The organism is Sphingomonas insulae, assembly GCF_010450875.1.
Lineage (GTDB): Bacteria > Pseudomonadota > Alphaproteobacteria > Sphingomonadales > Sphingomonadaceae > Sphingomonas > Sphingomonas insulae.
Window position 1 is genome coordinate 772207 of sequence record NZ_CP048422.1, and the last position, 22898, is coordinate 795104.

Here is a 22898-nt window from a genome sequence, read left to right on the forward strand (position 1 = left end):
GACCCCTCTCTCATGCTCGTTTCCAATTCCGACCGCGCCGCCCGGCTTCATTACATGGCCAACGGCTTTCGCGTGCTGACGCCGGGCGACCATGTCGTCTGCGGCGCGAGCGGCGCGCGCATCCCGATCGACATGCTGCGCTATTGGAGCGTCGCCCGCCAACAGGCCTTCGCCACCGCCCAGCTGGCCAGCGAGGCGCTCGCACCGCGATGACGCCGGCCGCGGCGCTCGCGCTCCTCGCCACCGTAGCGGCGCCTGCCACCGCGCAGCTGGCCCCCGCGGTGGCGGCTCCGACGGCACAGGTCGATCCTGCCGCGGCGACCTTTCGCATGACCGGCCCGGTCATGCAGGGCGGCCTGATCGTCGTGCACGCACCGCGCGATGCCGTCTCAGTGACGCTCGACGGCAAGGCGCTGCCCCTTGCGCCCGACGGCCTGTTCGTCGTCGGCTTCGATCGCGACGCCGGCCCACAGGCGATGCTGGCGGCCGTCTTGGCCGATGGGCGTCAGGTCACCCGGGCGCTCGCCGTCGCCCCGCGCGCCTGGCGGATCGAGCGGCTCGACACGCTGCCCCGCTTTCCCGCGCCCGATCCGGTGATGGCGCAGTTGCGGCCCGCCGAACTCGCCCGGATCGTTGCGGCGCGCGCGCTATCCACCGACGCGCAGGGCTGGCGCCAGCCATTCGTCTGGCCCGCAACCGGGCGCATTTCCGGCCTGTTCGGTGCGCAACGCATCTATCGCGGCGAACCCGGCGCCTATCATTCGGGGACGGACATCGCCCGGCCGACGGGCAGCCCGGTCGTCGCGCCTGCCGACGGGGTCGTCATCCTCGCCGCCGACCATCCCTTCACGCTGGAGGGCAATCTGCTGATGATCGACCACGGCGATGGATTGAACAGCGCCTTCCTCCACCTGTCGCGGATCGACGTGAAGGTCGGCGACCACGTGCGTCAGGGGCAAACCGTCGGCGCCGTCGGCGCGACCGGCCGCGCGACCGGTCCGCACCTGCACTGGAGCCTGCGCTGGCGCGACGCGCGGCTCGATCCGATGCTGCTGGCAGGGGCGATGCCGGCGCAATAACCCTGACCTTGCTGAACGCATGGGTTCGATCGCGAGATGGTGCGTCGCAGCAATCATGCGCTCCCTATGACCGGGTTTGGACAATATCTGTGTCTTTTCTGCGACAGTGTGCGTCAAACTGACTGTCCAATTATAACGTCGCTTTACACCCGAAAATGTCAGCTTCATTGCTGCACCATGTCTCCAGATGGCTGATGGCCGACGGGGAAAGGGATGCTTGAGCCCCCGCACCGCAAGACGCGGATCGGGACGTTCAATGCCAGTGAGGGAAGCACATGACGACGATCACCTCCATGAAGCGCAAGGCAGTTCTGCTCGCCGCCGTCACGCCGTTCGCCGTCGCGCTGGCCTCGGGCCACGCTGCGGCGCAGACCACCCCGACGGCGCCCGCCGGCACGGCCGCGACGAATACGCCGACGCCGGGCGACGTCGAAATCCAGCAGCAGGCCACCGATGCGACGACCCCCGACGCGCAGGCGACGCCGGCGGCTCCGGCGGATCAGGGCGGCGATATCGTCGTCACCGGATCGCTGTTCCGTCGTACCGACACGGAAACGCCGTCGCCGGTCACCGTCCTCACCAGCGACACGCTTGCCAAGGCGGGCGTCACCACCATTTCCGATGCGTTGCGGTCCGTGTCTGCCGACAGCGCCGGTTCGATCCCGACCGGTTTCCAGGGCGGCTTCTCCGCCGGCGGCTCCGCCGTGTCGCTGCGCGGCCTCGGTGTGTCGTCGACCCTGATCCTGATCGACGGCCTGCGCTCGGCCGCCTTCCCGATCAACGACGACGGCCACAACGCCTACACCGACCTCAACTCGATCCCGTTCAGCGCGGTGGAGCGCGTCGAGGTGCTCAAGGACGGCGCCTCGTCGACCTATGGCGCGGACGCGATCGGCGGCGTGGTCAACGTCATTCTCAAGAAGCACTTCACCGGCGTGACCGGCACCGCCGAGGGCGGGATCAGCGAAAAGGGCTATGGCTCGCGCTATCGTGCCAACATGACCGCCGGCATCGGCGATTACGAGCGCCAGGGCTTCAACTTCTACGTCAACGGCGAATACCAGCGCGACGGCCGCATCTCGGGCCGGGACGTCGGCTTCCCCTTCAACACCACCGATCTGTCGTCGATCGGCCTGTCGGACAACAATGCCGCCGACAGCTCGCTGACGACGGCGACGACCAACGCGATCGTCGTGCGCGCCGGCCAGACCAACCCCAATGATCCGTTCACCGGGTCGGTCACCAATATCCCGAGCGGCACGTACACCAACGCGCAGGGTACCCAGTCGCCGTTCTACAATTTCCAGCTGCTCAACGCGAACTGCCCGGGCGGCACCTTCACCTCGACCACCGGCGCCAACCGCGGCACCGGCTGCGCGCGTAATTTGACGAGCGATTACAGTCAGGTTCAGCCGCTGCAGGAGAAGTTCTCCTTTACCAGCCGGCTCAGCATCAAGATCAACGACGATATCGATGCCTATGTCCTCGGCAGCTATTCGCACAGCCAGGTCAACATCATCTACCCGACCAGCTCGCCATCGGCGATCCGCCAGCGCCAGCCGTACGGTGCATCGCCGCTCACCGCGTCGAACAACCCCGGCATCGTCCTGCCGGTCTACATTTGCGGCGCGGGCACGAACTGCGCCACCGCTGCCGACCGCACGCTCAACCCGAACAATCCGTTCGCGGCGGAAGGCAATTCGGCCCGCATCTACTACCTGTTCGGTGACATCCTGTCGGGGTCGAACCGCGGTAACGAGCTGATCCGCGGCGCGATCGGCTTCAACGGTCACTTCGGCGACGATTGGGACTGGCGCGTCGAGGCCGTGGGCGCCCGCGACAACCTGAAGATCGTGCAGTTCGGCACGCCCAGCATCGCCGGCCTGCGCCAGGCGGTGAACACCGGCGCCTATAACTTCGTCAATCCGTCGCTGAACACCGAAGCGGCCCGCCAGCTCGTCGCGCCGGATATCGAGGCGCGGTCGTCGACCTCGCTGGCATCGCTTGACGCCTCGATCAGCAAGGCGCTGGTCCAGCTGCCCGGCGGCCCGTTGCAGCTGGCGGTCGGCGGCCAGGTGCGTCGTGAGACGCTGAACAACCCGGGTACCAACCCGCAGTTGCTCAACTACAGCAACACCGCGGCCGCCTTTGGCGCGCACACGGTGTCGGCGGGCTATTTCGAGTTGAGCGCGCCGATCGTCGAGCAGTTCGAGGTCAATGCCTCGGGCCGCTACGATCACTATTCGGAAGGGTTCAGCCACTTCTCGCCAAAGATCGGTGCGAAGTTCACGCCGATCCGCGAACTGTCGGTCCGTGGAACCTATTCGCAGGGCTTCCGCGCACCGACCTTCGCCGAAAGCAACCCGCGCTCGAGCTATCCGGGCTTCGTCACCTATTCGCCGCCCGCATCGTTCATCGCGCAGCATGGCGGCGCCAACAGCGGCAACCCGTACATCCTGCCGTACAGCGTCGGTGGCGGCTTCTCGGGTAACCCGGATCTGAAGCCGGAAACGTCGCGCAGCTTCACCGGCGGCCTGGTGTTCGCACCCTCGCGCGTGTTCAGCCTCACCGTCGACTATTACAACGTCAAGAAGTCGGACGTGATCGTCGCCGGTCCGAATGCCGGCGATGCCCGCGCGGCCTATTATTCGCAGACCAACCTGGCCGCGGCGACGGCGGCGGTGGCGGCGATCCCGGGCTATTCGGTCGGTGCGGTCGACGCGATCGATCCGCTGTTCCCGAACGCACTGCCCCGCGTGCTCGTCATCAACGGCCCGTACGTCAACGCCGGCTATTTCAAGACGCAGGGTATCGACTATTCGGCCACCGTCGCGTTGCCGATCCAGGACGGCATCAAGTTCACCAGCCGGCTGGACGTGACGCAGGTGCTCAAGTTCAACGTCGACTTCGGCGACGGCGTCGTCCGCAAATATGTCGGTACGCTCGGGCCGTACGAACTGTCGTCGGGTGCAGGCACGCCCAAGTGGCGCGGCAACTGGCAGAATACGCTGGAACTCGGCCCGCTCTCGTTGACGGCGACCGCATACTATGTGTCGAAGATCCGGCAGGTGGCGGCGGACGAGGAATCGCCGGTCAACGGCGCCATCGACCTGTCGTGCGCCGGTGCGGCGGGCAGCCTGTACACCTATCCGAACGCCGATGCGCAGCAGAAGTTCTGTAACGTCCGCCGCTTCATCTATGCGGATCTGAACGCGACGGTGCGGGTGAACGACGACTTCTCGTTCTTCGTCAACGTCGGCAACTTCACCAACGAAAAGGCGCCGCTGGCCCAGTCGTCCTACTCGGGCGTCAACTATCTGCCGAGCTGGCATTATGCCGGTGTGGTCGGTCGTACCTTCCGCGCGGGCGCCAGCTTCAGCTTCTGACCTGTTCGCCGGTTCAAGCAAGAGGGGCGGCTCCGCGAGGAGCCGCCCCTTTCGTGTGTCGCCTAAAGGCGGGCCATCAAGCGACGGCCAGCGCCAGCTTCCCGTCGCCCTCGTCGACCTGCACCGTCGCGCCGTCCTTCACCTCGCCGCGCAGGATCAGGTCCGCCAGCGGGTCCTGCAGGTACCGCTGCACCGCGCGCTTCAACGGCCGCGCGCCATACACCGGGTCGTAGCCGACCCGTCCCAGCCACGCCCGCGCCGCATCGGTCAGCTCCAGCGTCACCTTGCGGTCGGCGAGCAGCCTGCCGACGCGCGCCACCTGGATGTCGACGATCGGCGCCATGTGCGCCTGGCCGAGCCGGTGGAACAGGATCACCTCGTCCAGCCGGTTGAGGAATTCGGGGCGGAAATGCCCGCGCACGATTTCCATCACCTGCGGCTCGACCGCCTCGACGCTCTGCCCGTCCTCCAGGTTCGCGAGATATTGCGAACCGAGGTTCGAGGTCAGGATGATCAGCGTGTTGCTGAAATCCACCGTCCGGCCCTGTCCATCGGTCAGGCGGCCGTCGTCGAGCACCTGCAGCAGGACGTTGAACACATCGCTGTGCGCCTTTTCGACCTCGTCGAACAGCACGACCTGATAGGGCCGGCGCCGAACCGCCTCGGTCAACACGCCGCCTTCCTCATAGCCGACATAGCCCGGAGGGGCGCCGATCAGCCGCGCGACCGCATGCTTCTCCATGAACTCGCTCATGTCGATGCGCACCATCGCATTGGGATCGTCGAACAGGAACTCGGCCAGCGCCTTGGTCAATTCGGTCTTGCCGACGCCGGTCGGCCCCAGGAACAGGAACGATCCCAGCGGCCGGTTCGGGTCCTGCAACCCCGCGCGTGCCCGACGGACCGCGGTGGACACGGCGCGGACCGCATCGGACTGGCCGATGACGCGCTTGCCGATCACCTCTTCCATGCGCAGTAGCTTGTCGCGTTCGCCCGCCAGCATCCGTTCGACCGGAATGCCGGTCCAGCGGCTGACGACGCCGGCGATATCGTCGGCGGTGACCTCCTCGCGCAGCATCGCGCCCTTGGTGACGCTCTGCGCCTCGGCGAGCTGCTTCTCCAGCGCGGGAATGCGGCCGTAGGACAATTCGCCTGCCTTGGCGAGGTCGCCGGCACGCTGTGCCTGCTCCAGTTCCAGCCGGGCGCCGTCCAGCTGTTCCTTCAACTTCGCCTCGCCGGCGATCTTGTCCTTCTCCGCCTGCCAGCGCTGCGTCAGTTCGGCGGATTGCTGTTCGAGGTTGGCGAGTTCCTCCTCCAGCGTCTCGAACCGGTCGCGCGATGCCTCGTCGGTTTCGCGGCGCAGGCCCTCGCGCTCGATCTTGAGGCGCAGGATGCGCCGGTCGAGCGTCTCGATCTCCTCGGGCTTGCTCTCGACCTCCATGCGGATGCGGCTGGCGGCCTCGTCCATCAGGTCGATCGCCTTGTCGGGCAGGAACCGGTCGGTGATGTAGCGGTTCGACAGCGTCGCCGCCGACACCAATGCTCCGTCGGTGATCCGCACGCCGTGGTGCAGTTCGTATTTCTCCTTCAGCCCGCGCAGGATGCTGATCGTGTCCTCGACCGTCGGCTCGCCGACGAACACCGGCTGGAAGCGCCGCTGCAACGCCGGGTCCTTCTCGACATATTTGCGATATTCATCGAGCGTCGTCGCGCCGACGCAATGCAGCTCGCCGCGCGCCAGCGCCGGTTTCAGCAGGTTGCCGGCATCCATCGCGCCCTCGGATTTCCCTGCCCCGATCAGCTGGTGCATCTCGTCGATGAACAGGACGATGTCGCCCTCCGCGGCCTTCACCTCGTCGAGCACGCCCTTCAGCCGCTCCTCGAATTCGCCGCGATACTTCGCCCCCGCGATCAGCGCGCCCATGTCGAGCGACATCAGCGTGCGTCCTTTCAACGTATCGGGCACGTCGCCGTTCGCGATGCGCAGCGCCAGCCCCTCGGCGATCGCGGTCTTGCCGACGCCGGGTTCGCCGATCAGCGCCGGGTTGTTCTTGGTGCGTCGCGCGAGAATCTGGATCGTCCGGCGGATCTCCTCGTCGCGGCCGATTACCGGGTCCAGCTTGCCGTCGCGCGCCGCCTGCGTCAGGTCGCGCGCGAACTTCTTCAGCGCGTCGTAGCGGTCCTCGGCACTGGCGGTGTCGGCAGTGCGTCCGCCGCGCAAGTCGTTGATCGCCGTATTGAGTCCGTCGGCCGTGACGTTCGCCGCCTTCAGCGCCTTGCCCGCCGCCGTGGTCGGCGACAGCGCGAGCGCCAGCAGCAGCCGTTCGACGGTGACGAAGCTGTCGCCCGCCTTCGCCGCGACCTGTTCCGCCTGGTCGAGCACGCGCACGGTGTCGTTGTCGAGGCCCGGCGTCGCCTGCGCACCCGATCCCGACACCGCCGGAATGCGGGCGAGCGCCGCGTCGGTGTCGGCGACGGCGCGCCTGGCATCGCCGCCCGCGGCCTGGATCAGGCCCGCCGCCATGCCCTGCTCGTCTTCCAGCAAGGCCTTCAGGATATGCTCCGGCGCGATCCGCTGGTGGTTCATGCGGATCGCCACGGTCTGCGCCGATTGCAGGAAGCCCTTGGCGCGGTCGGTGAATTTATCGAGGTTCATAGTCGCCCCTAATCTGTCTTGCCGGAATGTAGTGTTGCTATTGTGCAACACAAGTGTCGTGCAGGCATCGGTCGCGCATCGCCGCTGCGCGACGGTAAATTCATCCCGGTCGCTTGCCTCCGGTATCTCCACTGTTATGGTCAGGCAGTACAGTCGTTCAAGTCTACCGGGGAATATCCACAGTCATGACGAAGCTTCTCGCGCTCGCCGGCGTCGCATCGATCGCGCTCGTCGCGCCTCTCCACGCCCAGACCACCCGGCCGGTTCCGGTCAAGGCGGCGCCGGTCGCGGCCCTCGTCAAGGCGGTGGACATTCCCTATCAGCAATTCACCCTCGCCAACGGCCTGCGCGTCGTCGTCCACACCGATCGCAAGGCGCCGGTCGTCGCGGTCAGCGTCTGGTACGACGTCGGGTCGAAGCACGAACCCAAGGGCTCGACCGGCTTTGCGCACCTGTTCGAACATCTGATGTTCAACGGGTCGGAAAACGCGCCCGGCGACTTTTTCGCGCCGCTGAAGCAGGTCGGCGCGACCGATTTCAACGGCACCACCTATTTCGACCGTACCAATTATTTCGAGACGGTGCCGACCGCCGCGCTGAGCCGCGCCCTGTTCCTCGAATCGGACCGCATGGGCTATCTGCTCGGTGCGATCACGCAGGGCGTGCTCGACGAACAGCGCGGCGTCGTCCAGAACGAGAAGCGGCAGGGCGACAACCAGCCCTACGGCCTCGTCGGCTATGCGGTGACCGAAGGGCTGTTCCCCGCCACCCACCCCTATGGCCATGACACGATCGGATCGATGGCCGATCTGGACGCCGCCAGCCTCGACACGGTCAAGACCTGGTTCCGCAGCCATTACGGCCCCAACAACGCCGTGCTGGTCCTTGCCGGCGACGTCGACGTCGCCTCCGCGCGCCCGCTGGTCGAGAAGTATTTCGGCCCGATCAAGGCCGGGCCGAAGAGCGAATTGCCGGCCGCGCCGGTGGTGACGCTGCCCGCCGCGCAGACGGTAACGCTGAAGGATCGCGTCGCCGCGACCATGGTCAGCCGCAATTGGGCGGTCCCCGGCCTGAACGACAAGGATGCCGCCCCGCTGGAGGTCGCCGCCGGCGTCCTTGGCGGCATGGCCTCGTCGCGCTTCACCAACGAACTGGTGCGCAAGGAAAAGCTGTTCACGCAGGTTTCCGCCGACAACAGCGCGTTTGCGCAGGTCGGTACGTTCAGCATTACCGGGCTGGTGCGTCCGGGCGTCGATGCCGCGCTGGCGGCGAAGCGGCTGGATGAGGTGACCGCGGAATTCCTTCGCACCGGCCCGACCGCGGACGAGGTGTCGCGCTTCGTGACTACCCGCGTCGCCGGCCGCGTGCGCGGTCTGGAAGCGGTCGGCGGCTTCGGCGGCAAGGCGGTCGCCCTGGCGGAAGGGGCGCTCTATTCGAACGATCCCGGCTTCTACAAGAAACAGCTCGCCGACCTTGCCGCACAGACGCCGGCCAGTGTCAAGGCCGCGGCGGACACGTGGCTGGCCCGCCCGGTCCTCGCGGTGAACGTCGTCGCCGGCGCGCGCGAGGGTTATCAGGAAGCGCAGGTCCCACCCAAGAAGGATGTCACCGCCGCTCCGGAACAGGCGGTGAAGGGAACGCGCGGCGCGATCCCGGCGGTCGGCCCGGTCACCGCGCTCACTTTCCCCAAGGTCGAACGCAGCCGCCTCGCGAACGGTATCGAGCTGGTCTATGCGCGGCGCAGCGCGGTACCGGTGACGCAGGCGGTGCTCAGCTTCGATGCCGGCTATGCCGCCGATGTCGCGGGCAGGCTCGGTACGCAGCAGACGGCGCTGATGATGCTCGACGAAGGCACCGAGCATTACGACGTCAACGCGCTGGCCGAGGCGCGCGAACGGCTCGGCATGCAGCTCAGTGCCAACAACAGCAACGACCGCAGCACGCTGTCGATGGGCGTCCCCTCCGCCAATCTGGGCGGGGCGCTCGATCTGTTCGCCGAGGTCGCGCGTCGCCCGGCCTATGCCGATGCCGAGGTCGCCCGCTTCAAGGCGCAGCAGGTCGCGCAGATCCAGCAGGAGCTGACCAACCCCAACGCGCTGGCGCAGCGGATGGCGACGCGCATCCTTGCCGCGGGCTCGCCTTATGAAAAGGCGCAGGGCAGCGGCGATCCGGTGGCGGTCGCCGGCCTGACCCCGGCCGACCTGCGCGCATTTCAGCAGGCGTGGTTCCGCCCCGAAAAGGCCAAGATCTTCGTCGTCTCCGATCGCCCGCTTGCCGAGGTGAAGGCGGCGCTCGATGCGCGGTTCGGCGACTGGAAGGGGATGGGCGCGGCCGGCACCAAGACGTTCGGCGGCGCACCCGCGGCGCTCAAGCCGGCGATCGTGCTGGTCGATCGTCCCGACAGCCCGCAGTCGATCGTCATCGGCGGGCAGCGCACCGGGCTGAAGGGCACCGACGACCTGCTGGTGCTCAACACCGTGAACGACGCGCTGGGCGGCAGCTTCCTCAGCCGCATCAACATGGACCTGCGCGAAGAAAAGCACTGGTCCTATGGCGCCGGCGGCCGGTTCCAGGCATCCGAATTCGCGGCGCCCTATCTGATGTCGGCGGGTGTGCAGGCCGACAAGACCGGGCCATCGCTCGCATCGGCGCGGGACGATATCGCCCAGTTCGTCACCACCAGGCCGATGACCGAGACCGAATTCGGCCTGGCGATCAACGGTGCGATGCTCCAGCTGCCCGGCCAGTTCGAAACCTCGCAGGCGGTGCTCGGCGCGATGCAGGCCAACGACCTGTTCAAGCGACCCGACGATTATTATGCGACGATCACGACGCGGTACCGCGCGATGACGTTGCCGGAGCTGCGAACCGCCGTGGCGCGGACGATCGATCCTGCCAGGATGACCTGGGTCGTGGTCGGCGACGCGGCCAAGGTGAAGCCGCAGCTTGACACGCTCGGCCTGCCGGTCGAGGTCGTGCCGGCAAGCGCGGTCGCCGGTGGCGCCGCAACCGCAGCGAAATAAGGAGAGTATCGATGGCCGACGTGGATGGCAGCTGGGATTGCACCGTGAAATCGCCGCTCGGCGATCAGAATCTGACGCTGACCGTGAACAGCGACGGGTCGGCCTTCACCGGCACCGCATCGGGCGCGATGGGGTCCAGCGACGTGACCGGCGAAGTGTCGGGCAACACGATCACCTGGAAGCAGCAGATGACCGTGCCGATGCCGATGACGCTCGATTGCGAGGCCACGGCAGAGGGCGACACGCTGACCGGCACGGTCGGTGCGGGCGCGTTCGGCAGCTTCCCGCTCTCGGGCAAGCGCACCGGCTGATCGTCCGTATCGCGGGGACCCGAATTCCCCGTATCCGGAACTGTCACGACGACGGCCCGCTCCCGATCAGGGGGCGGGCCGTTTCGTATGATATGCCGTGCGGTATGCGGGACGGCGGTCTTGGCGACGATCGACAGGCATGGCGTGATCCGGTTGCCGGTCCGCCGTCAGCGCGATGAGGTTCCGTTAGAACTGTCGTCCAACTTCGCGCTCACGCATCGACGCCCGCACCGGCGCGCGCCGTCACCGGACGATACGCGTGACATGCCCCATCTTGCGCCCCGGCCGTGCGGTCCCCTTGCCGTACAGGTGCAGGTGCGCGCCGGGCTCGCCCAGCACCGGCATCCAGTCGTCCGCACCGATCAGGTTCTCCAGCGTCACCGATCGTCCGGTCAGCGCGGTACTGCCCAGCGGCAGGCCGCAGATCGCGCGGATGTGGTTTTCGAACTGCGACGTGTCCGCGCCTTCGATCGTCCAATGCCCCGAATTGTGGACGCGCGGCGCCATTTCGTTGAACACCGGGCCATCGGCGGTGGCGAAGAACTCGCAGGCCAGCACACCGACATAGTCCAGCTCGGCGGCGATCCGGCAGGCGAGCGCCGTCGCCTCTTCCGCCTGGTCCAGGATGTCGGCCGGGGCGGGCACGCTGGATGTGCGCAGGATCGCATCGACATGGACATTGTGCGGCGGATCGTAGCGCACCGTCGCGCCGTCCTGGCCGCGCGCGATCAGGATTGAGAATTCATAGTCGAAGGTGACGAACGCCTCCAGCACGGCGGGGCCGCCGATCGCCTCCCACGCCGCATCCGCATCGGCGGGCGTGTGCAGCCGCACCTGCCCCTTGCCGTCGTAGCCGAAGCGCGCGGTCTTCAGCACCGCCGGCGTGCCGACATGGACCAGCGCCGCCGCCAGCGATTCGCGGCTGTCCACCGCCGCCCATCGGGCCGGTCGTCCACCGACCCGCTCGACGAAGCGCTTTTCCGCGATCCGCTCCTGCGCCGCCGCCAGGGCGCGCGGATGCGGGTGGACCGGCACCCGCTCGGCCAGCCATTCGACCGGCGCCAGCGCGATATTCTCAAATTCGTAAGTCACGACGTCGCACGATGCGGCAAAATCGGCGAGGACGATGCGATTGTGGTAATCCGCCCGCGTCAGGCTCGACGCGGTCTGCGCCGCGACGCTTTCGCGATCGGGCGCGAGGACATGCGTGCGATACCCTAGCTGCGCCGCCGCCACGCCGAGCATGCGGCCCAGCTGCCCGCCGCCCAGGATGCCGATCGTGCTGCCCGGCGCCAGCATCAGGCGGGTTCGGTGGCGACCGCGTCGGTCTGGCGCTGCCGCCACGCCTGCAGCCGCTGCGACAGCGCCTCGTCCGCCGTCGCCAGGATCGCCGCCGCGAGCAGCCCTGCGTTGATCGCCCCGGCCTTGCCGATCGCCAGCGTCCCCACCGGGATGCCTGCCGGCATCTGCACGATCGACAGCAGCGAATCCTGCCCCTTCAACGCCTTGCTCTGCACCGGCACGCCCAGCACCGGCAGGTGCGTCATCGCCGCCGCCATGCCGGGCAGGTGCGCCGCGCCGCCCGCGCCGGCGATGACCACCTTCAGCCCGCGCCCGGCCGCATTCTTCGCATAATCGTACAACCGGTCGGGGGTGCGGTGCGCCGAGACGACCCGGGTTTCATGCGCCACGCCGAGTTCGGCGAGCACGTCCGCCGCGCCCTGCATCGTGTCCCAGTCGGACGTCGAGCCCATGATGATGCCGACCAGCGGATGTTCCATCGCGCGCACCTAGCGGGGGAGGGGATCGAGGGCAATATTCATGCCCCCGGACGCAGCACTACGAAGCTTATCGCTCGCTCAGATAATAGCGGTCCGTCGCGGCCAGCGAATCGTCCAATTCGTAGACGATCGGCTGACCGGTCGGAATCTCCAGCCCGGTGATGGCGTCGTCGGGAATGTTCGACAGATGCTTCACCAGCGCGCGTAGCGAATTGCCGTGCGCGGAGATCAGCACGCGCTGGCCGTCGCGCAGCATCGGCGCGATCCGTTCCTCGTAATAGGGCAGGACGCGATCGATCGTGTCCTTCAGGCTTTCGGTCTGCGGAATCGCGATGCCGGCATAACGGCGGTCCTGCGACAGGTCATAGGCGCTGCCCGCTTCCAGCACGGGCGGCGGAATGTCGAAGCTGCGGCGCCAGATATGCACCTGTTCGTCGCCGTGCTTCGCCGCCGTCTCCGCCTTGTCGAGGCCGGTGAGGCCACCATAATGCCGCTCGTTCAGCCGCCAGTCTTTCTCGGTCGGCAGCCACAACCGGCCCATCGCCTCCAGCGCCAGGTTCAGCGTCTTGATCGCGCGGGTCTGCAACGACGTGAACGTCATGTCGAAATCCAGGCCCTTGGCGGCCATCAGTTCGCCGGCGGCGCGCGCCTCGGCGGCGCCCTTCTCGGTGACGTCGACATCCCACCAGCCGGTGAAGCGGTTCTCGAGGTTCCAGCTGGACTGGCCGTGGCGGATCAGGACGAGACGAGGCATCGGGGCTCCCGGAAAGGCAGGGTGAGGAACTGGTTGTGCGGACTGGGTCGATAGTCCGCGAACGGTCCCGTGTCGATGAAGCCGGCGCTGCGATACAGCGCGACGGCGGGCGCGTGCAGATCGGCGGTTCCGGTTTCCAAGCTCAACCGGTCGTATCCGCGGCGCCGTGCTTCGGCGATGACGTGGTGGAGCAGCGCGCGCCCGACGCCGGTACCGCGCGCGGCCGGCGCGGCGCGCATCGACTTCAGCTCGCCATGGCCCGTATCGAGTCGCTTCAACGCGACGAAGCCGACCAGCGCCTCGTCGCGCCACGCGGTCCAGAACGTGACGTCCGCCGCCGACAACCCGGTCGCATCCAGCGCGAAGGCGAACTCTGCCATATGGCCGCGCAGTTCGCCCAGGTGATGCGCGAGCAGATCCGCAACATGGGGAGCGGCCGGATCGTCGCGACGGATCTGCATCAGATCTCGTCGATCATCCCGGTCAGCACTTCCAGACACGACACGCCCAGACGCTTGCTGCGCTCGCCCGACCAGCCGAATTCCGCATCCGGATTCGGGTCGTGGTCCTTGAACGGCATCTCCAGCGTCACTGATACGGCGCCGAACCGCTGTGCCAGCTGGTTGGTCGACATCGACAGATTGGCGTTGCCGGCGCTCGACTTCTCATAACCCTTGCCGACCTGGAAATCGGGCGTGTGCGCCGCCAGCCGATCGCCGAACGCATAGAATTTCGCGCCGTGATCGTCGGTCCAGTTGGGGATCCCCTCATATCCCGCGATGAAATTGGCCGGGATCGCCTCGTCGCCATGCACGTCGATCGCGAACGCCACGCCGGTTTCGTCCATCGCATCGCGCACGCACAGCACTTCCGGGCTGCGCTCGGCAGAGGGTGCGTGCCATTCGCGGTTCAGATTCACCCCCGCCGCATTGGTTCGCAGATGGCCGCGCCGCGTGCCGTCCGGGTTCATGTTCGGCACCACGTGAACGGTGGCCTTGGCCAGCAACGGTGCGGCGGCATCGCTGGTCAGCCATTCCAGCGCACCTTCCATCCACCATTCCGCCATCGATTCGCCGGGGTGCTGGCGGGCGTACAGCCACACCGGCTTCTCGCCCGTGCCGATGCGGAGGTAATCGATCGCCTGCCCGTCCAGCGATACGCCGAGCTCGCGATGGGTCACGCCCGGCCTGGCGGCGATGCGCGCGACCAGATCGTCGTGCATCTCCATCGTATACGGCGCGAAATAGGCGAACCAAGCCAGCTCGCCCTCGACTATATGGTCGAACGACAGGATGCCATCGGCGTATCGGGTGTCGATCATCCGCCACGCCTGCCGATCGCTGCTGGCGCGCGTCTTATAGTCCGGCCAGCCGAACGGATAGGCGGACTGGCCCGCATTGAGGATGCGGAAGGTCAGCCGCCGGCCATGCGCGCCCGCCACCCGGAAATAGAACCATTGGAAGAAATCGGACTGGCGATCGGCGACGATCTCCAGGTCGACCCGGTCGCCCTCGATCCCGACGACGCGAATGTTGCCGCCGTCGAAGGCGGCGTTGATGCTGATGGTCATGACTATGCCTGATTGCTTGCCGGATGATCGGCCGGATGACGTGACGGTGCCGGGTTACTTGACCGTGCCGGGTTACTTGACCGTGATGGTGCGGCCGGACTGACCGGGAAAGCCGGTGAACAGCGCATGGGCAAGCTTGCCCGCCTGCTGGTCGGCACCCTTGATGTCGCTGACGCCCTGCGCGCGGCCCTCCCAGACCGGCGACTGGTCGCTCCGCCGCTTGATCGTCACCGACAGTTCCGCGACCAGCAGCTGCGTGGGCCGTCCGCCGCCGATCGGAAAGCCGACGCCGCCGCCAAGGCCCACGCCGCCGCCGCGGCGCCCGCCGCTGAAGCCGCCGCCACCGATGCCTATGCTGATCGGCGACTGGCGCGGCGGCCCTTCCTGGCTGGTCCGGGTGAAGCCGACCGTCGCGACATAGTCGGGCGTCCCGCCCTGCGCCGGAACGCTATAGCCGACCTTCAGCAACTCGCCCTGCACGGCGGCGGCATAGGTCTTGAACTCCAGGCTGGCCGGCGCACCGCCCGACAGCGGCTCGACCGACACCGTACCGCGGGCGATCGGCTCGCCCAGGTGATAGCGGATGACCTCCGTCGGCGGCAGCGGCGCGGTGGTCGCGCAACCGGCAAGCGCTGCGGCACCGATGCCGATGGCCAGAAGGGGACGGATGGTCATGTGGGGGACTACCTTTGCGATACGTTGCGCTGCTGAAACGCTCTAACGCGCCCTGTGTTGCTTGACTATTGCGACCTCGGGTCTTAGGCGCTCGCGCTTTCACCGACACCGTCAATTTCTAAAAAGAAGCGAATCGATCATGAAGATCCGCAATAGCCTGAAGTCGCTCAAGGACCGTCATCGCGACAACCGCGTGATCCGTCGCCGCGGCCGTACCTATGTCATCAACAAGACCAACCGCCGGTTCAAGGCGCGCCAGGGCTAAGCCACTTGGCGACATCCGCCGCCGTCGCATCGTCGCCGGCCGTTCCGACGGCCGTGATCTTCGACGTCGGCCGGGTCTTGTACGACTGGGATCCCCGGATCCTCTACCGGCGCCTGATCGATGACGATCGGGCGCTCGATGCGTTCCTGCGCGACGTCGTCACGCACGAATGGCATTTCCAGCACGACGCCGGACGCGACTTCGCCGACACCTCGGCGGAGCTTGCCGCCGTCTACCCGCAGCATGCCGGGCTGATCGCCGCCTGGGGACCACGGTTCCTGGACAGCATCGGTGCGCCGATCGCCGGCATGGCCGCGCTGGTCGACGAGCTGGAGGCGGCGGCCATGCCGCTCTACGCGATCACCAACTTCAGCCACGAATTCTGGCCGCCCTTCCGCGCCCGCGAAGCCGCGATGTTCGATCGCTTCCGCGATATCGTCGTCTCGGGTGCCGAAAAGCTGGTGAAGCCCGATCCCGCCATCTACCGCCTCGCCCTCGACCGCTTCGGGCTTGAGGCGGGGCGCACCGTCTTCATCGACGACAATGCGGCCAACGTCGCGGGTGCGCGCAGCGTGGGGCTGATCGCGCTCCACTTCGTCGACGAACCGACATTGCGCGGCGATCTGCAGGCGCTGGGGCTGCTGACTTAGCTTTTCGTTCGCGCGGAAGCGCGGAGAACCCAGAGCGTATGTGGGGGAACGCGACGCCACCCCACGGCCATCCGTCATCCCGGCGAACGCCGGGACCCATGGACCCCAGTCGCTGCCGATCCGCGTCCTCACGCTCGCCCCACATGCACGGGTCCCGGCGTTCGCCGGGATGACGGTAGGGGAAGCGTACGACACGCATCGCAAGCTCAACTCCTCCGCGTCCTCCGCGCCTCCGCGCGAACATAGTCTTCCTTCTTCGCGGCTTCGCGCCTTCGCGTGAACCAACCTTTCGTCATCCCCGCGAAGGCGGGGATCCATACTGGCTAACGTCAGCGCTGCCTGCCCCAACCGGCGTGATGATGGATTCCCGCCTTCGCGGAAATGGAAGGATAGGCCGGGAACGGCGCGAGTGGGCCGGGAACGACGGCGGATGGAGGGACGGGCAAACCCGACGGCTAGACCCGGTCCACCGCATTCACCGCATCCGCGGCGCGCAGGGCGGCGATCAGGCGCATCAGCTGGTGGATGTCGTGCACCTCGACGTCGATGACGTTGGTGTGGAACATCGAATCGCGCGTATCCAGCCGCAGCGCGATGATGTTGGCGCGGTGGGCGCCGATGATCGTCGACACGATGCCGAGCGCCCCCGGTTCGTTTTTCACCTGCACCGCGATCCGCGCCACCGCGCCGTCGCTCTTGTCGCCCCAGTCGACATCGACCCAGTCGGTTTCGTTGGCGCCGCGTTCGGCCAGTTCGGCAAGCACCGGGCAATCGATCGCATGCACCTCGATCCCCGCATCCGGCCGGCGCAGGCCGACGATGCGGTCGCCCGGCACCGGGTGACAGCATTCGGCAAGGTCGAACGCCACGCCCGCGGTCAGCCCCTTGATCGAGATCGCGCGCGATTGCGGCGCCAGCAGGCCGACGTCCGCTCCCGCCGATCCCGGCATCAGCGCCTCCATCACCGCCGCATCCGAAATGCCGCGCCGCGCGATCGAGGCCATCAGCGCCGCCTCGTCGGCCAGCTTCAGCCGTTGCAGCGCATGATCCATCGCGTCGCCGGCGATCGTCGCGGGCAAACGCTGGACGATATCGTCGTACAGCTTGCGGCCCAGCGCGATCAGCTCGTCGCGCTCCTTGTGGCGCAGGTGGCGGCGGATGCCGGCCAGCGCCTTGCCCGTGATCGCGAAGTTCAGCCAGCCGGGCTGCGGCACCTGCCCCTTCGATCGCAGCACCTGCACCTGGTCGCCATTGTCGATCACCGTCGACAGCGGCACGACGCGGCCGTTGATCTTGGCGCCCACCGCCTGGTCGCCCAGGTCGGTGTGCACGGCATAGGCGAAATCGATCGGCGTCGCGCCCTTGGGCAGCTGGATCAGCTCGCCCTTCGGCGTGAAGGCGAAGATGCGATCCTGGTACATCGCCATGCGCGTGTGTTCCAGCAACTCCTCGGGGCTGCCGGCGGTGTCGAGGATCTCGACCAGGTCGGCGATCCAGCTGTGCTGGCTGTCGGCGCGAACCTTCTTTTCCTTGTACGCCCAATGCGCCGCCAGCCCGAATTCGGCCTCGGCATGCATGTCGGGCGTGCGGATCTGGATTTCGATGCGCGCATTGTCGGCATGGATCACCGATGTGTGCAGCGATCGATAGCCGTTGCGCTTGGGGGTCGAGATGTAATCCTTAAACCGCCCCGGCACCATCGGCCAGCGGCGGTGGATGATGCCGAGCGTCGCATAGCAATCCTCGACCGTCGGCACGATCGCGCGGAACGCCATGATGTCCGACAGCTGTTCGAAGCTGATGTGGCGCTCGCTCATCTTGCGCCAGATCGAATAGGGGTGCTTTTCGCGGCCGCTGACCTCGGCATCGACGCCGGCGCGCCCGAGCAGCAGCTTCAGGCCGGACGCGATCTTGGCGATCCGGTCGCCGCCGCCGGTCTTCAGCAGTTCCAGCCGCTTGCTGATCGATTCATACGCCTCGGGTTCGAGCTGTTCGAAGGCGAGCGTCTGCATCTCCTTCATGAACTCGTACATGCCGATCCGCTCGGCGAGCGGGGCGTAGATGTCCATCGTCTCCTTCGCGATCCGCCGCCGCTTCTCGGGCTTGGGGATGTGATAGAGCGTGCGCATGTTGTGCAGCCGGTCGGCGAGCTTCACCAGCAGCACGCGGATGTCGTCGGACATCGCCAGCAGGAACTTGCGCAGGTTTTCCGCGGCGCGCTCGTTCTCGCTCTGCGCCTCGATCTTGCTGAGCTTGGTGACGCCATCGACCAGCCGCGCGACGTTGCCGCCGAACACGCGCTCGATCTCTTCCGATGTCGCGACGGTATCCTCGACGGTGTCGTGCAGGATCGCGGTCGCGATCGTCTCGTCGTCCAGCCTCAGGTCGGTGAGGATGCCCGCCACCTCGATCGGGTGGCTGAAATAGGGATCGCCGCTCGCCCGCTTCTGGCTGCCATGCGCTTGCATCGAAAAGACATAGGCGCGGTTGAGCAGCGCCTCGTCGGCGTCCGGGTCGTAGTCGAGCACGCGGTCGACCAGTTCATATTGCCGTAGCACGACATGCACATGGGGTAGGGCGGCGCTGCTTTGCAACATATTGTTGCATCCGGCGGTATTTTACGGGGCCGGGCTGCGTCCCTGCCGGCCCGCCCCATCCGGGGATTCCGTGGGGCGGCGGGCCGGCACCGCCCCGTAATCGGCGTGTCCGCCGCCGTCGAACCCCTGGCTTTAAGCCTTCTTCGCCTTGGCATTGCACTTGGCGAGCTGCTCGGCGTCATAGGCCTTGCCGCCGACCGAGAAGCTCGACAGGCTGCCGATCTGGCGGACGACGAGTTCGCACAGGACGGCGGGGCGCTCGGGTGCCTGGCCCGCGACGAAGGCGTCGTTCTGCAGGCGCCAGGCGGTCGAGCGGGTGATGAAACCCGTCTTGGTCGTCGGTGCGGCCGGCACGGCGACATAGACATCGCCGGCGGCGGCGGACGCGGCGGTGCCGGACAGCGTGGCGGCGGCGAAGGCGAGCGTGACGAAAAGCTTCATGACCGGTCCTCCCAGACCTTTGCTGATTCGAATGCTGATTGCGACGCCGCCTATAGTGGTAAGTTGCAGGTTGCAACTGGAAACGGATAAACCATTCCCGGCTCCCGCGAAATTGCGGTATGCCGGATGATCGACGAGGAAGACGATGGCGAAACCGGCCGACGCGCCCACATTGCGGGAAACGCTACGCGAATGCAGCCTGCCCGCCGCGCTGGAGGCGATGGGCGAACGCTGGGCGTTCCTGATCCTGCGCGCGGCCTTCAACGGCCTGCACCATTTCGAGGAATTCCAGGCCGAACTGGGCATTGCCCGCAACATTCTGGCCAATCGCCTGGCGCGTCTGGTCGATCACGGCATCCTGCAACGCGTGCCGATGCCCGACGATCGCCGCAAGATCCGCTACACGCTGACCGAAAAGGGCCATGCGCTGCTGCCGACGATGATCGCGCTGCGCCAATGGGGCGAACGATGGGAATTGTGCGCCCCGGCCTTCCCGATCCTGGTCGATACGCGGGACCGGCGCCCGATCGCCGCGGTCGCGGTACAGGCGCACGACGGCCGGGTACTCGGCAAGGGCGACCTGATCTGGGCGCTGCCCGAGGACATCGACCAGGCGGCAGAATAAGCGCTTCGACAACAGGCTTGCACCGCCCACGTCAAGCTTCCGGCCGAAGGCCCCCCATTAATTCGACCAGCGACGATCAAGCGATCCGCCAACCCCGGCGCAACCCCTCCGCGCCTCCGCGCCTCCGCGTGAACCCTTCCTTCTACCGGACCCGGCTCGAACTATAACTCCGCGCCCAGGCAATGCCGCAACCGCGGACCCGCCCCGACCTACAGGCGCTCCAGGAATCCCCGGATCGCATCCGGGATCGGCACCGGCCGCCCGGTCGGCAGGTGGACGTTGACCGACACCATCATGATCGTCGCATGCACCGCGCCGGTGCCGCCATGCGCCAGCTCCATCGCCATCGTCAGGCTCGATCCCCCGATCCGCGCGATCCGCACCCGCGCCTCGACCGTATCGCCCCAAACGAACGGGCGCAGATAGTCGACCTCCGCCTTGCGGACGTGGAATTCGGTATGCCGCCACACGTCGCCCAGCGCATCGGCGATGCCCGTCCAGTCCCAGAATTCGGTCGCCGCGACATCGGCATATTCCAGGTAGCGCGAATTGAAGACGACCTTCTGCCCGTCGATCTCGGCATAGCGCACGCGGAACCGGGTCGAGAATGCATAGCCCTCGCTCATGCCGCCGCCACGCCCTCGCCGGACTGGTCGGGCGGCCCCTGATCCGGGCGATGCCCCCAGCGGACCAGCGACCATGCGCGTTCGTGGAAATAGAACAGCAGGATCTTGGTGACGACCTCGGTCCCGGCGATCGATCCGGCGATCTTCGCATTGCCGCTGGTGAACAGCATGCCGAGGACGAACGTATCGATCGATCCCACGGTGCGCCACGACACCGCCTTCACGAACGACCGCGGATGGCTTTCCAGCCCGCGGAAGACGAACATCAGCCCGCCTTCTTGTCGATCGATTGCCCGGGCGTGTTGACGCCCATCGACTGGAGGTAGCGCTTCACGTTGCGCGCCGCCTGGCGCAACCTCTGCTCGTTCTCGACCAATGCGATGCGCACGAAGCCTTCTCCATTCTCGCCGTAACCCACCCCTGGGGCGACCGCGACGTGCGCGTGAGTCAGCATTTGTTTGCTGAACTCAAGGCTGCCTAGGTGCGCCACCGCCGGGGGCAGCGGCGCCCAGGCGAACATCGAGGCGCGGGGCGAAGGGATGTCCCAGCCGGCGCGCGCGAAGCTTTCGACCAGCACGTCGCGGCGCTTGTGATACAGCTGGCGGTTGCGTTCGACGATATCCTGCGGACCGTTCAGCGCCGCGCACGCCGCCGCCTGGATCGGCGTGAACGCGCCGTAATCGAGGTAGGATTTCACCCGCGTCATCGCCGCGATCAGCTGCTTGTTGCCGACCGCGAAGCCGATCCGCCAGCCGGCCATGCTGTACGTCTTGCTGAGCGAGGTGAATTCGACCGCGACGTCCTTGGCGCCCTTCACCTGCAGGATCGATGGCGTCGGATTGCCGTCGTAATACAGTTCCGAATAGGCGAGGTCGGAAATGATCCAGACCTTGTTCTCGCGCGCCCAGGCGACCAGCCGCTCGTAGAAGGCGAGGTCGACCGCCTCCGCCGTCGGGTTGGACGGATAGTTCACCACCAGCACCGACGGCCGCGGCACGGTGAACGCCATCGCCCGCTCCAGGCTCTCGAAATAGGCCTCGTCCGGGGTCGTCGGCACCGCGCGGATCGTCGCGCCGGCGATGATGAAGCCGAAGGTATGGATGGGATAGCTGGGGTTGGGCGCGAGCACGACGTCGCCCGGTGCGGTGATCGCGGTGGCCAGGCTGGCGAGCCCCTCCTTCGATCCCATCGTCACCACCACCTCGGTCTCGGGATCGAGGTCGACGCCGAAGCGGCGGCCATAGTAATTGGCCTGCGCCCGCCGCAGCCCGGGAATCCCCTTGGACTGCGAATAGCCGTGGGCATCCGGCTTGCGCGTCACCTCGATCAGCTTTTCGAGCACGTGGTCGGGCGGCGGCAGGTCGGGGTTGCCCATCCCCAGGTCGATGATGTCCTCGCCCGCCGCGCGCGCCGCTGCCCGCATGCCGTTGACCTCGGCGATGACATAGGGCGGCAGGCGCTTGATGCGGTAGAAATCGTCGGACATGGGTCACCTTGTAGTTGACCCGGTCACCCTACGCCCGCCGCGGCTCTTTCACCACTTCAATCCGCCTGCGGCCGGCGGCGGCGCACGATCACGACGTGCCGATCGCCAGCGGCGGCGTCTGTTGATGCTGCACCACGCGCCACACGTCATGCTCCAGCCGGCGCATCGTCGTGGTGCAATAGGCGACATAACCGCTGCGGCCCTCCCGCTCCGCTTCGGCCCTGTAGGCGATCGTGATGAGCCCTTCCTGCGGCCGCATCACCTGCTGTTCGCTGAACGTCACCGTCGACCAGCGCGGCGTGTCCGCCACCGCCTCGATCGCCTGCGTGCTCGACAGCACGAACGGTTCCTCGGGCAGCACCATGACGCATGCATCGTCAATCAGCTCGCGGTAATGGTCGGCATTGCCGGTCCACAGGCTTTCCTCGAACGCCCAGATGCGATTGTCTTCCATCGTCATTCTCCCGAAGTCGGAACGGAAGCGCAGGGTGATGCCGATCGTTCCTTGGCCGCCCGGCGGAAAGGGCCGTTCCGGCGATCGACGGACACGGCGCGGCGCACGGATCGACGCCGCACCACGTGTCGACCCGCGATACGGATCCTACCGTGCCACACGGCATTCTGATACTGATGCGGTATCGATGACCGTCGAAAGGGCGATCGATGAAGATGATCCTTGCACTGATGCTGTCGGCTTTTTCCACGTCCGTCGGCGCGCAGGCCTATCAGCCTCCTGCCGATCCCGGTGTCTTCGATCATTCGGGACCCCCCGTGCCGAACCTTCGGGTGCCGTTCGATGGATGGCATGCCGGCGATACCCCGACGATGTGGCAGCAACGCCAGAAGCGGGTCGTCGCTTTCCAGGCGAAGGTCGCCGACCGTCTGCAAGCGAACGACGGCAGGTTGAGCCCCGACGATCGCCGGTTCATCGAGCGGGAATGGCGCAAGCTCCGTTACCATAACCGCTGACCCC

The 22898-nt window shown here is 67.0% G+C and carries 22 protein-coding genes; 9 read left to right on the plus strand and 13 right to left on the minus strand.

The window, feature by feature from the left end; all coding sequences use genetic code 11:
* Positions 1-12 precede the first annotated feature (12 nt).
* The 3 genes from GTH33_RS05320 to GTH33_RS05330 all read left to right on the plus strand — a co-directional run bounded on the left by GTH33_RS05320 (position 13) and on the right by GTH33_RS05330 (position 4465).
* Positions 13-213, plus strand: a complete 201-nt coding sequence (locus GTH33_RS05320; RefSeq protein ID WP_163957412.1) for a DUF2093 domain-containing protein — start codon at positions 13-15, stop codon at positions 211-213.
* Positions 210-1079, plus strand: a complete 870-nt coding sequence (locus GTH33_RS05325) for a M23 family metallopeptidase (protein WP_163957420.1) — start codon at positions 210-212, stop codon at positions 1077-1079. Before GTH33_RS05320 ends, GTH33_RS05325 begins: the two co-directional genes overlap by 4 nt.
* A gap of 275 nt (positions 1080-1354) precedes the next feature.
* A complete protein-coding gene (locus tag GTH33_RS05330) occupies positions 1355-4465 on the plus strand; it encodes a TonB-dependent receptor domain-containing protein (protein ID WP_163957422.1) in 3111 nt (1036 codons plus the stop codon).
* A 76-nt stretch (positions 4466-4541) separates the two neighbouring features.
* On the opposite strand, the gene clpB is transcribed toward GTH33_RS05330, so the two are convergent.
* A complete protein-coding gene (clpB, locus tag GTH33_RS05335; RefSeq protein ID WP_163957424.1) occupies positions 4542-7121 on the minus strand; it encodes an ATP-dependent chaperone ClpB in 2580 nt (859 codons plus the stop codon).
* A 185-nt stretch (positions 7122-7306) separates the two neighbouring features.
* On the opposite strand from clpB, the gene GTH33_RS05340 reads away from it, so the two are divergent.
* Positions 7307-10144 (plus strand): M16 family metallopeptidase, encoded by a 2838-nt coding sequence (locus GTH33_RS05340; protein ID WP_163957426.1) that lies wholly within the window; start codon positions 7307-7309, stop codon positions 10142-10144.
* Between the two features lie 11 nt (positions 10145-10155).
* Complete coding sequence (locus GTH33_RS05345) at positions 10156-10455, plus strand: DUF3833 domain-containing protein (RefSeq protein WP_163957428.1); 300 nt, start codon at positions 10156-10158, stop codon at positions 10453-10455.
* 243 nt (positions 10456-10698) lie between these two features.
* On the opposite strand, the gene GTH33_RS05350 is transcribed toward GTH33_RS05345, so the two are convergent.
* The 6 genes from GTH33_RS05350 to GTH33_RS05375 form a co-directional block, all read right to left on the minus strand.
* Positions 10699-11754, minus strand: a complete 1056-nt coding sequence (locus tag GTH33_RS05350; protein ID WP_163957430.1) for a 5-(carboxyamino)imidazole ribonucleotide synthase — start codon at positions 11752-11754, stop codon at positions 10699-10701.
* A complete protein-coding gene (gene purE, locus GTH33_RS05355) occupies positions 11754-12236 on the minus strand; it encodes a 5-(carboxyamino)imidazole ribonucleotide mutase (protein WP_163957432.1) in 483 nt (160 codons plus the stop codon). Before purE ends, GTH33_RS05350 begins: the two co-directional genes overlap by 1 nt.
* A gap of 67 nt (positions 12237-12303) precedes the next feature.
* A complete protein-coding gene (gene gpmA, locus GTH33_RS05360; RefSeq protein ID WP_163957433.1) occupies positions 12304-12990 on the minus strand; it encodes a 2,3-diphosphoglycerate-dependent phosphoglycerate mutase in 687 nt (228 codons plus the stop codon).
* Positions 12972-13451 (minus strand): GNAT family N-acetyltransferase, encoded by a 480-nt coding sequence (locus tag GTH33_RS05365; RefSeq protein ID WP_163957435.1) that lies wholly within the window; start codon positions 13449-13451, stop codon positions 12972-12974. The genes gpmA and GTH33_RS05365 overlap by 19 nt, the downstream gene beginning before the upstream one ends.
* Positions 13451-14560 carry a M14 family metallopeptidase gene (locus GTH33_RS05370; RefSeq protein ID WP_163957437.1) on the minus strand — a complete coding sequence of 370 codons (1110 nt, stop codon included), beginning with the start codon at positions 14558-14560 and terminating at the stop codon, positions 13451-13453. Before GTH33_RS05370 ends, GTH33_RS05365 begins: the two co-directional genes overlap by 1 nt.
* 72 nt (positions 14561-14632) lie before the next feature.
* Positions 14633-15235 carry a DUF4136 domain-containing protein gene (locus GTH33_RS05375; protein WP_163957439.1) on the minus strand — a complete coding sequence of 201 codons (603 nt, stop codon included), beginning with the start codon at positions 15233-15235 and terminating at the stop codon, positions 14633-14635.
* A 139-nt stretch (positions 15236-15374) separates the two neighbouring features.
* Between GTH33_RS05375 and ykgO the strand changes: the two genes are divergently transcribed.
* Entirely contained in the window at positions 15375-15500 is a 126-nt protein-coding gene (gene ykgO / locus GTH33_RS05380; protein ID WP_003046794.1) for a type B 50S ribosomal protein L36, read from the plus strand.
* Between the two features lie 53 nt (positions 15501-15553).
* Positions 15554-16150 (plus strand): HAD family hydrolase, encoded by a 597-nt coding sequence (locus GTH33_RS05385; RefSeq protein ID WP_249055003.1) that lies wholly within the window; start codon positions 15554-15556, stop codon positions 16148-16150.
* A gap of 455 nt (positions 16151-16605) precedes the next feature.
* Here the strand turns inward: GTH33_RS05385 and GTH33_RS05390 are convergent, their stop codons facing one another.
* Positions 16606-18708 (minus strand): RelA/SpoT family protein, encoded by a 2103-nt coding sequence (locus GTH33_RS05390; protein ID WP_163959610.1) that lies wholly within the window; start codon positions 18706-18708, stop codon positions 16606-16608.
* Between the two features lie 171 nt (positions 18709-18879).
* Positions 18880-19188 carry a CC_3452 family protein gene (locus GTH33_RS05395; protein WP_163957443.1) on the minus strand — a complete coding sequence of 103 codons (309 nt, stop codon included), beginning with the start codon at positions 19186-19188 and terminating at the stop codon, positions 18880-18882.
* Between the two features lie 145 nt (positions 19189-19333).
* Between GTH33_RS05395 and GTH33_RS05400 the strand changes: the two genes are divergently transcribed.
* Entirely contained in the window at positions 19334-19813 is a 480-nt protein-coding gene (locus GTH33_RS05400; protein ID WP_163957445.1) for a winged helix-turn-helix transcriptional regulator, read from the plus strand.
* A 209-nt stretch (positions 19814-20022) separates the two neighbouring features.
* On the opposite strand, the gene GTH33_RS05405 is transcribed toward GTH33_RS05400, so the two are convergent.
* The 4 genes from GTH33_RS05405 to GTH33_RS05420 form a co-directional block, all read right to left on the minus strand.
* Positions 20023-20439 carry an acyl-CoA thioesterase gene (locus GTH33_RS05405; RefSeq protein WP_163957447.1) on the minus strand — a complete coding sequence of 139 codons (417 nt, stop codon included), beginning with the start codon at positions 20437-20439 and terminating at the stop codon, positions 20023-20025.
* Positions 20436-20705 (minus strand): DUF2061 domain-containing protein, encoded by a 270-nt coding sequence (locus tag GTH33_RS05410; protein WP_163957449.1) that lies wholly within the window; start codon positions 20703-20705, stop codon positions 20436-20438. The genes GTH33_RS05405 and GTH33_RS05410 overlap by 4 nt, the downstream gene beginning before the upstream one ends.
* Positions 20705-21925, minus strand: coding sequence for an LL-diaminopimelate aminotransferase (locus GTH33_RS05415; protein WP_163957451.1), 1221 nt, complete (start codon positions 21923-21925; stop codon positions 20705-20707). Before GTH33_RS05415 ends, GTH33_RS05410 begins: the two co-directional genes overlap by 1 nt.
* A gap of 88 nt (positions 21926-22013) precedes the next feature.
* Positions 22014-22379 carry a DUF4440 domain-containing protein gene (locus GTH33_RS05420; protein WP_163957453.1) on the minus strand — a complete coding sequence of 122 codons (366 nt, stop codon included), beginning with the start codon at positions 22377-22379 and terminating at the stop codon, positions 22014-22016.
* 209 nt (positions 22380-22588) lie between these two features.
* On the opposite strand from GTH33_RS05420, the gene GTH33_RS05425 reads away from it, so the two are divergent.
* Positions 22589-22894: a hypothetical protein gene (locus GTH33_RS05425; protein WP_163957455.1), complete on the plus strand. Its 306-nt coding sequence runs from the start codon at positions 22589-22591 to the stop codon at positions 22892-22894.
* Positions 22895-22898: the final 4 nt, after the last annotated feature.

Coding starts and splice junctions, on each gene's coding strand:
- GTH33_RS05320 (WP_163957412.1), top strand. CDS start 13: ATGCTCGTTTCCAATTCCGACCGCGCCGCCCGGCTTCATTACATGGCC.
- GTH33_RS05325 (WP_163957420.1), top strand. CDS start 210: ATGACGCCGGCCGCGGCGCTCGCGCTCCTCGCCACCGTAGCGGCGCCT.
- GTH33_RS05330 (WP_163957422.1), top strand. CDS start 1,355: ATGACGACGATCACCTCCATGAAGCGCAAGGCAGTTCTGCTCGCCGCC.
- clpB (WP_163957424.1), bottom strand. CDS start 7,121: ATGAACCTCGATAAATTCACCGACCGCGCCAAGGGCTTCCTGCAATCG.
- GTH33_RS05340 (WP_163957426.1), top strand. CDS start 7,307: ATGACGAAGCTTCTCGCGCTCGCCGGCGTCGCATCGATCGCGCTCGTC.
- GTH33_RS05345 (WP_163957428.1), top strand. CDS start 10,156: ATGGCCGACGTGGATGGCAGCTGGGATTGCACCGTGAAATCGCCGCTC.
- GTH33_RS05350 (WP_163957430.1), bottom strand. CDS start 11,754: ATGCTGGCGCCGGGCAGCACGATCGGCATCCTGGGCGGCGGGCAGCTG.
- purE (WP_163957432.1), bottom strand. CDS start 12,236: ATGGAACATCCGCTGGTCGGCATCATCATGGGCTCGACGTCCGACTGG.
- gpmA (WP_163957433.1), bottom strand. CDS start 12,990: ATGCCTCGTCTCGTCCTGATCCGCCACGGCCAGTCCAGCTGGAACCTC.
- GTH33_RS05365 (WP_163957435.1), bottom strand. CDS start 13,451: ATGCAGATCCGTCGCGACGATCCGGCCGCTCCCCATGTTGCGGATCTG.
- GTH33_RS05370 (WP_163957437.1), bottom strand. CDS start 14,560: ATGACCATCAGCATCAACGCCGCCTTCGACGGCGGCAACATTCGCGTC.
- GTH33_RS05375 (WP_163957439.1), bottom strand. CDS start 15,235: ATGACCATCCGTCCCCTTCTGGCCATCGGCATCGGTGCCGCAGCGCTT.
- ykgO (WP_003046794.1), top strand. CDS start 15,375: ATGAAGATCCGCAATAGCCTGAAGTCGCTCAAGGACCGTCATCGCGAC.
- GTH33_RS05395 (WP_163957443.1), bottom strand. CDS start 19,188: ATGAAGCTTTTCGTCACGCTCGCCTTCGCCGCCGCCACGCTGTCCGGC.
- GTH33_RS05400 (WP_163957445.1), top strand. CDS start 19,334: ATGGCGAAACCGGCCGACGCGCCCACATTGCGGGAAACGCTACGCGAA.
- GTH33_RS05405 (WP_163957447.1), bottom strand. CDS start 20,439: ATGAGCGAGGGCTATGCATTCTCGACCCGGTTCCGCGTGCGCTATGCC.
- GTH33_RS05410 (WP_163957449.1), bottom strand. CDS start 20,705: ATGTTCGTCTTCCGCGGGCTGGAAAGCCATCCGCGGTCGTTCGTGAAG.
- GTH33_RS05415 (WP_163957451.1), bottom strand. CDS start 21,925: ATGTCCGACGATTTCTACCGCATCAAGCGCCTGCCGCCCTATGTCATC.
- GTH33_RS05420 (WP_163957453.1), bottom strand. CDS start 22,379: ATGGAAGACAATCGCATCTGGGCGTTCGAGGAAAGCCTGTGGACCGGC.
- GTH33_RS05425 (WP_163957455.1), top strand. CDS start 22,589: ATGAAGATGATCCTTGCACTGATGCTGTCGGCTTTTTCCACGTCCGTC.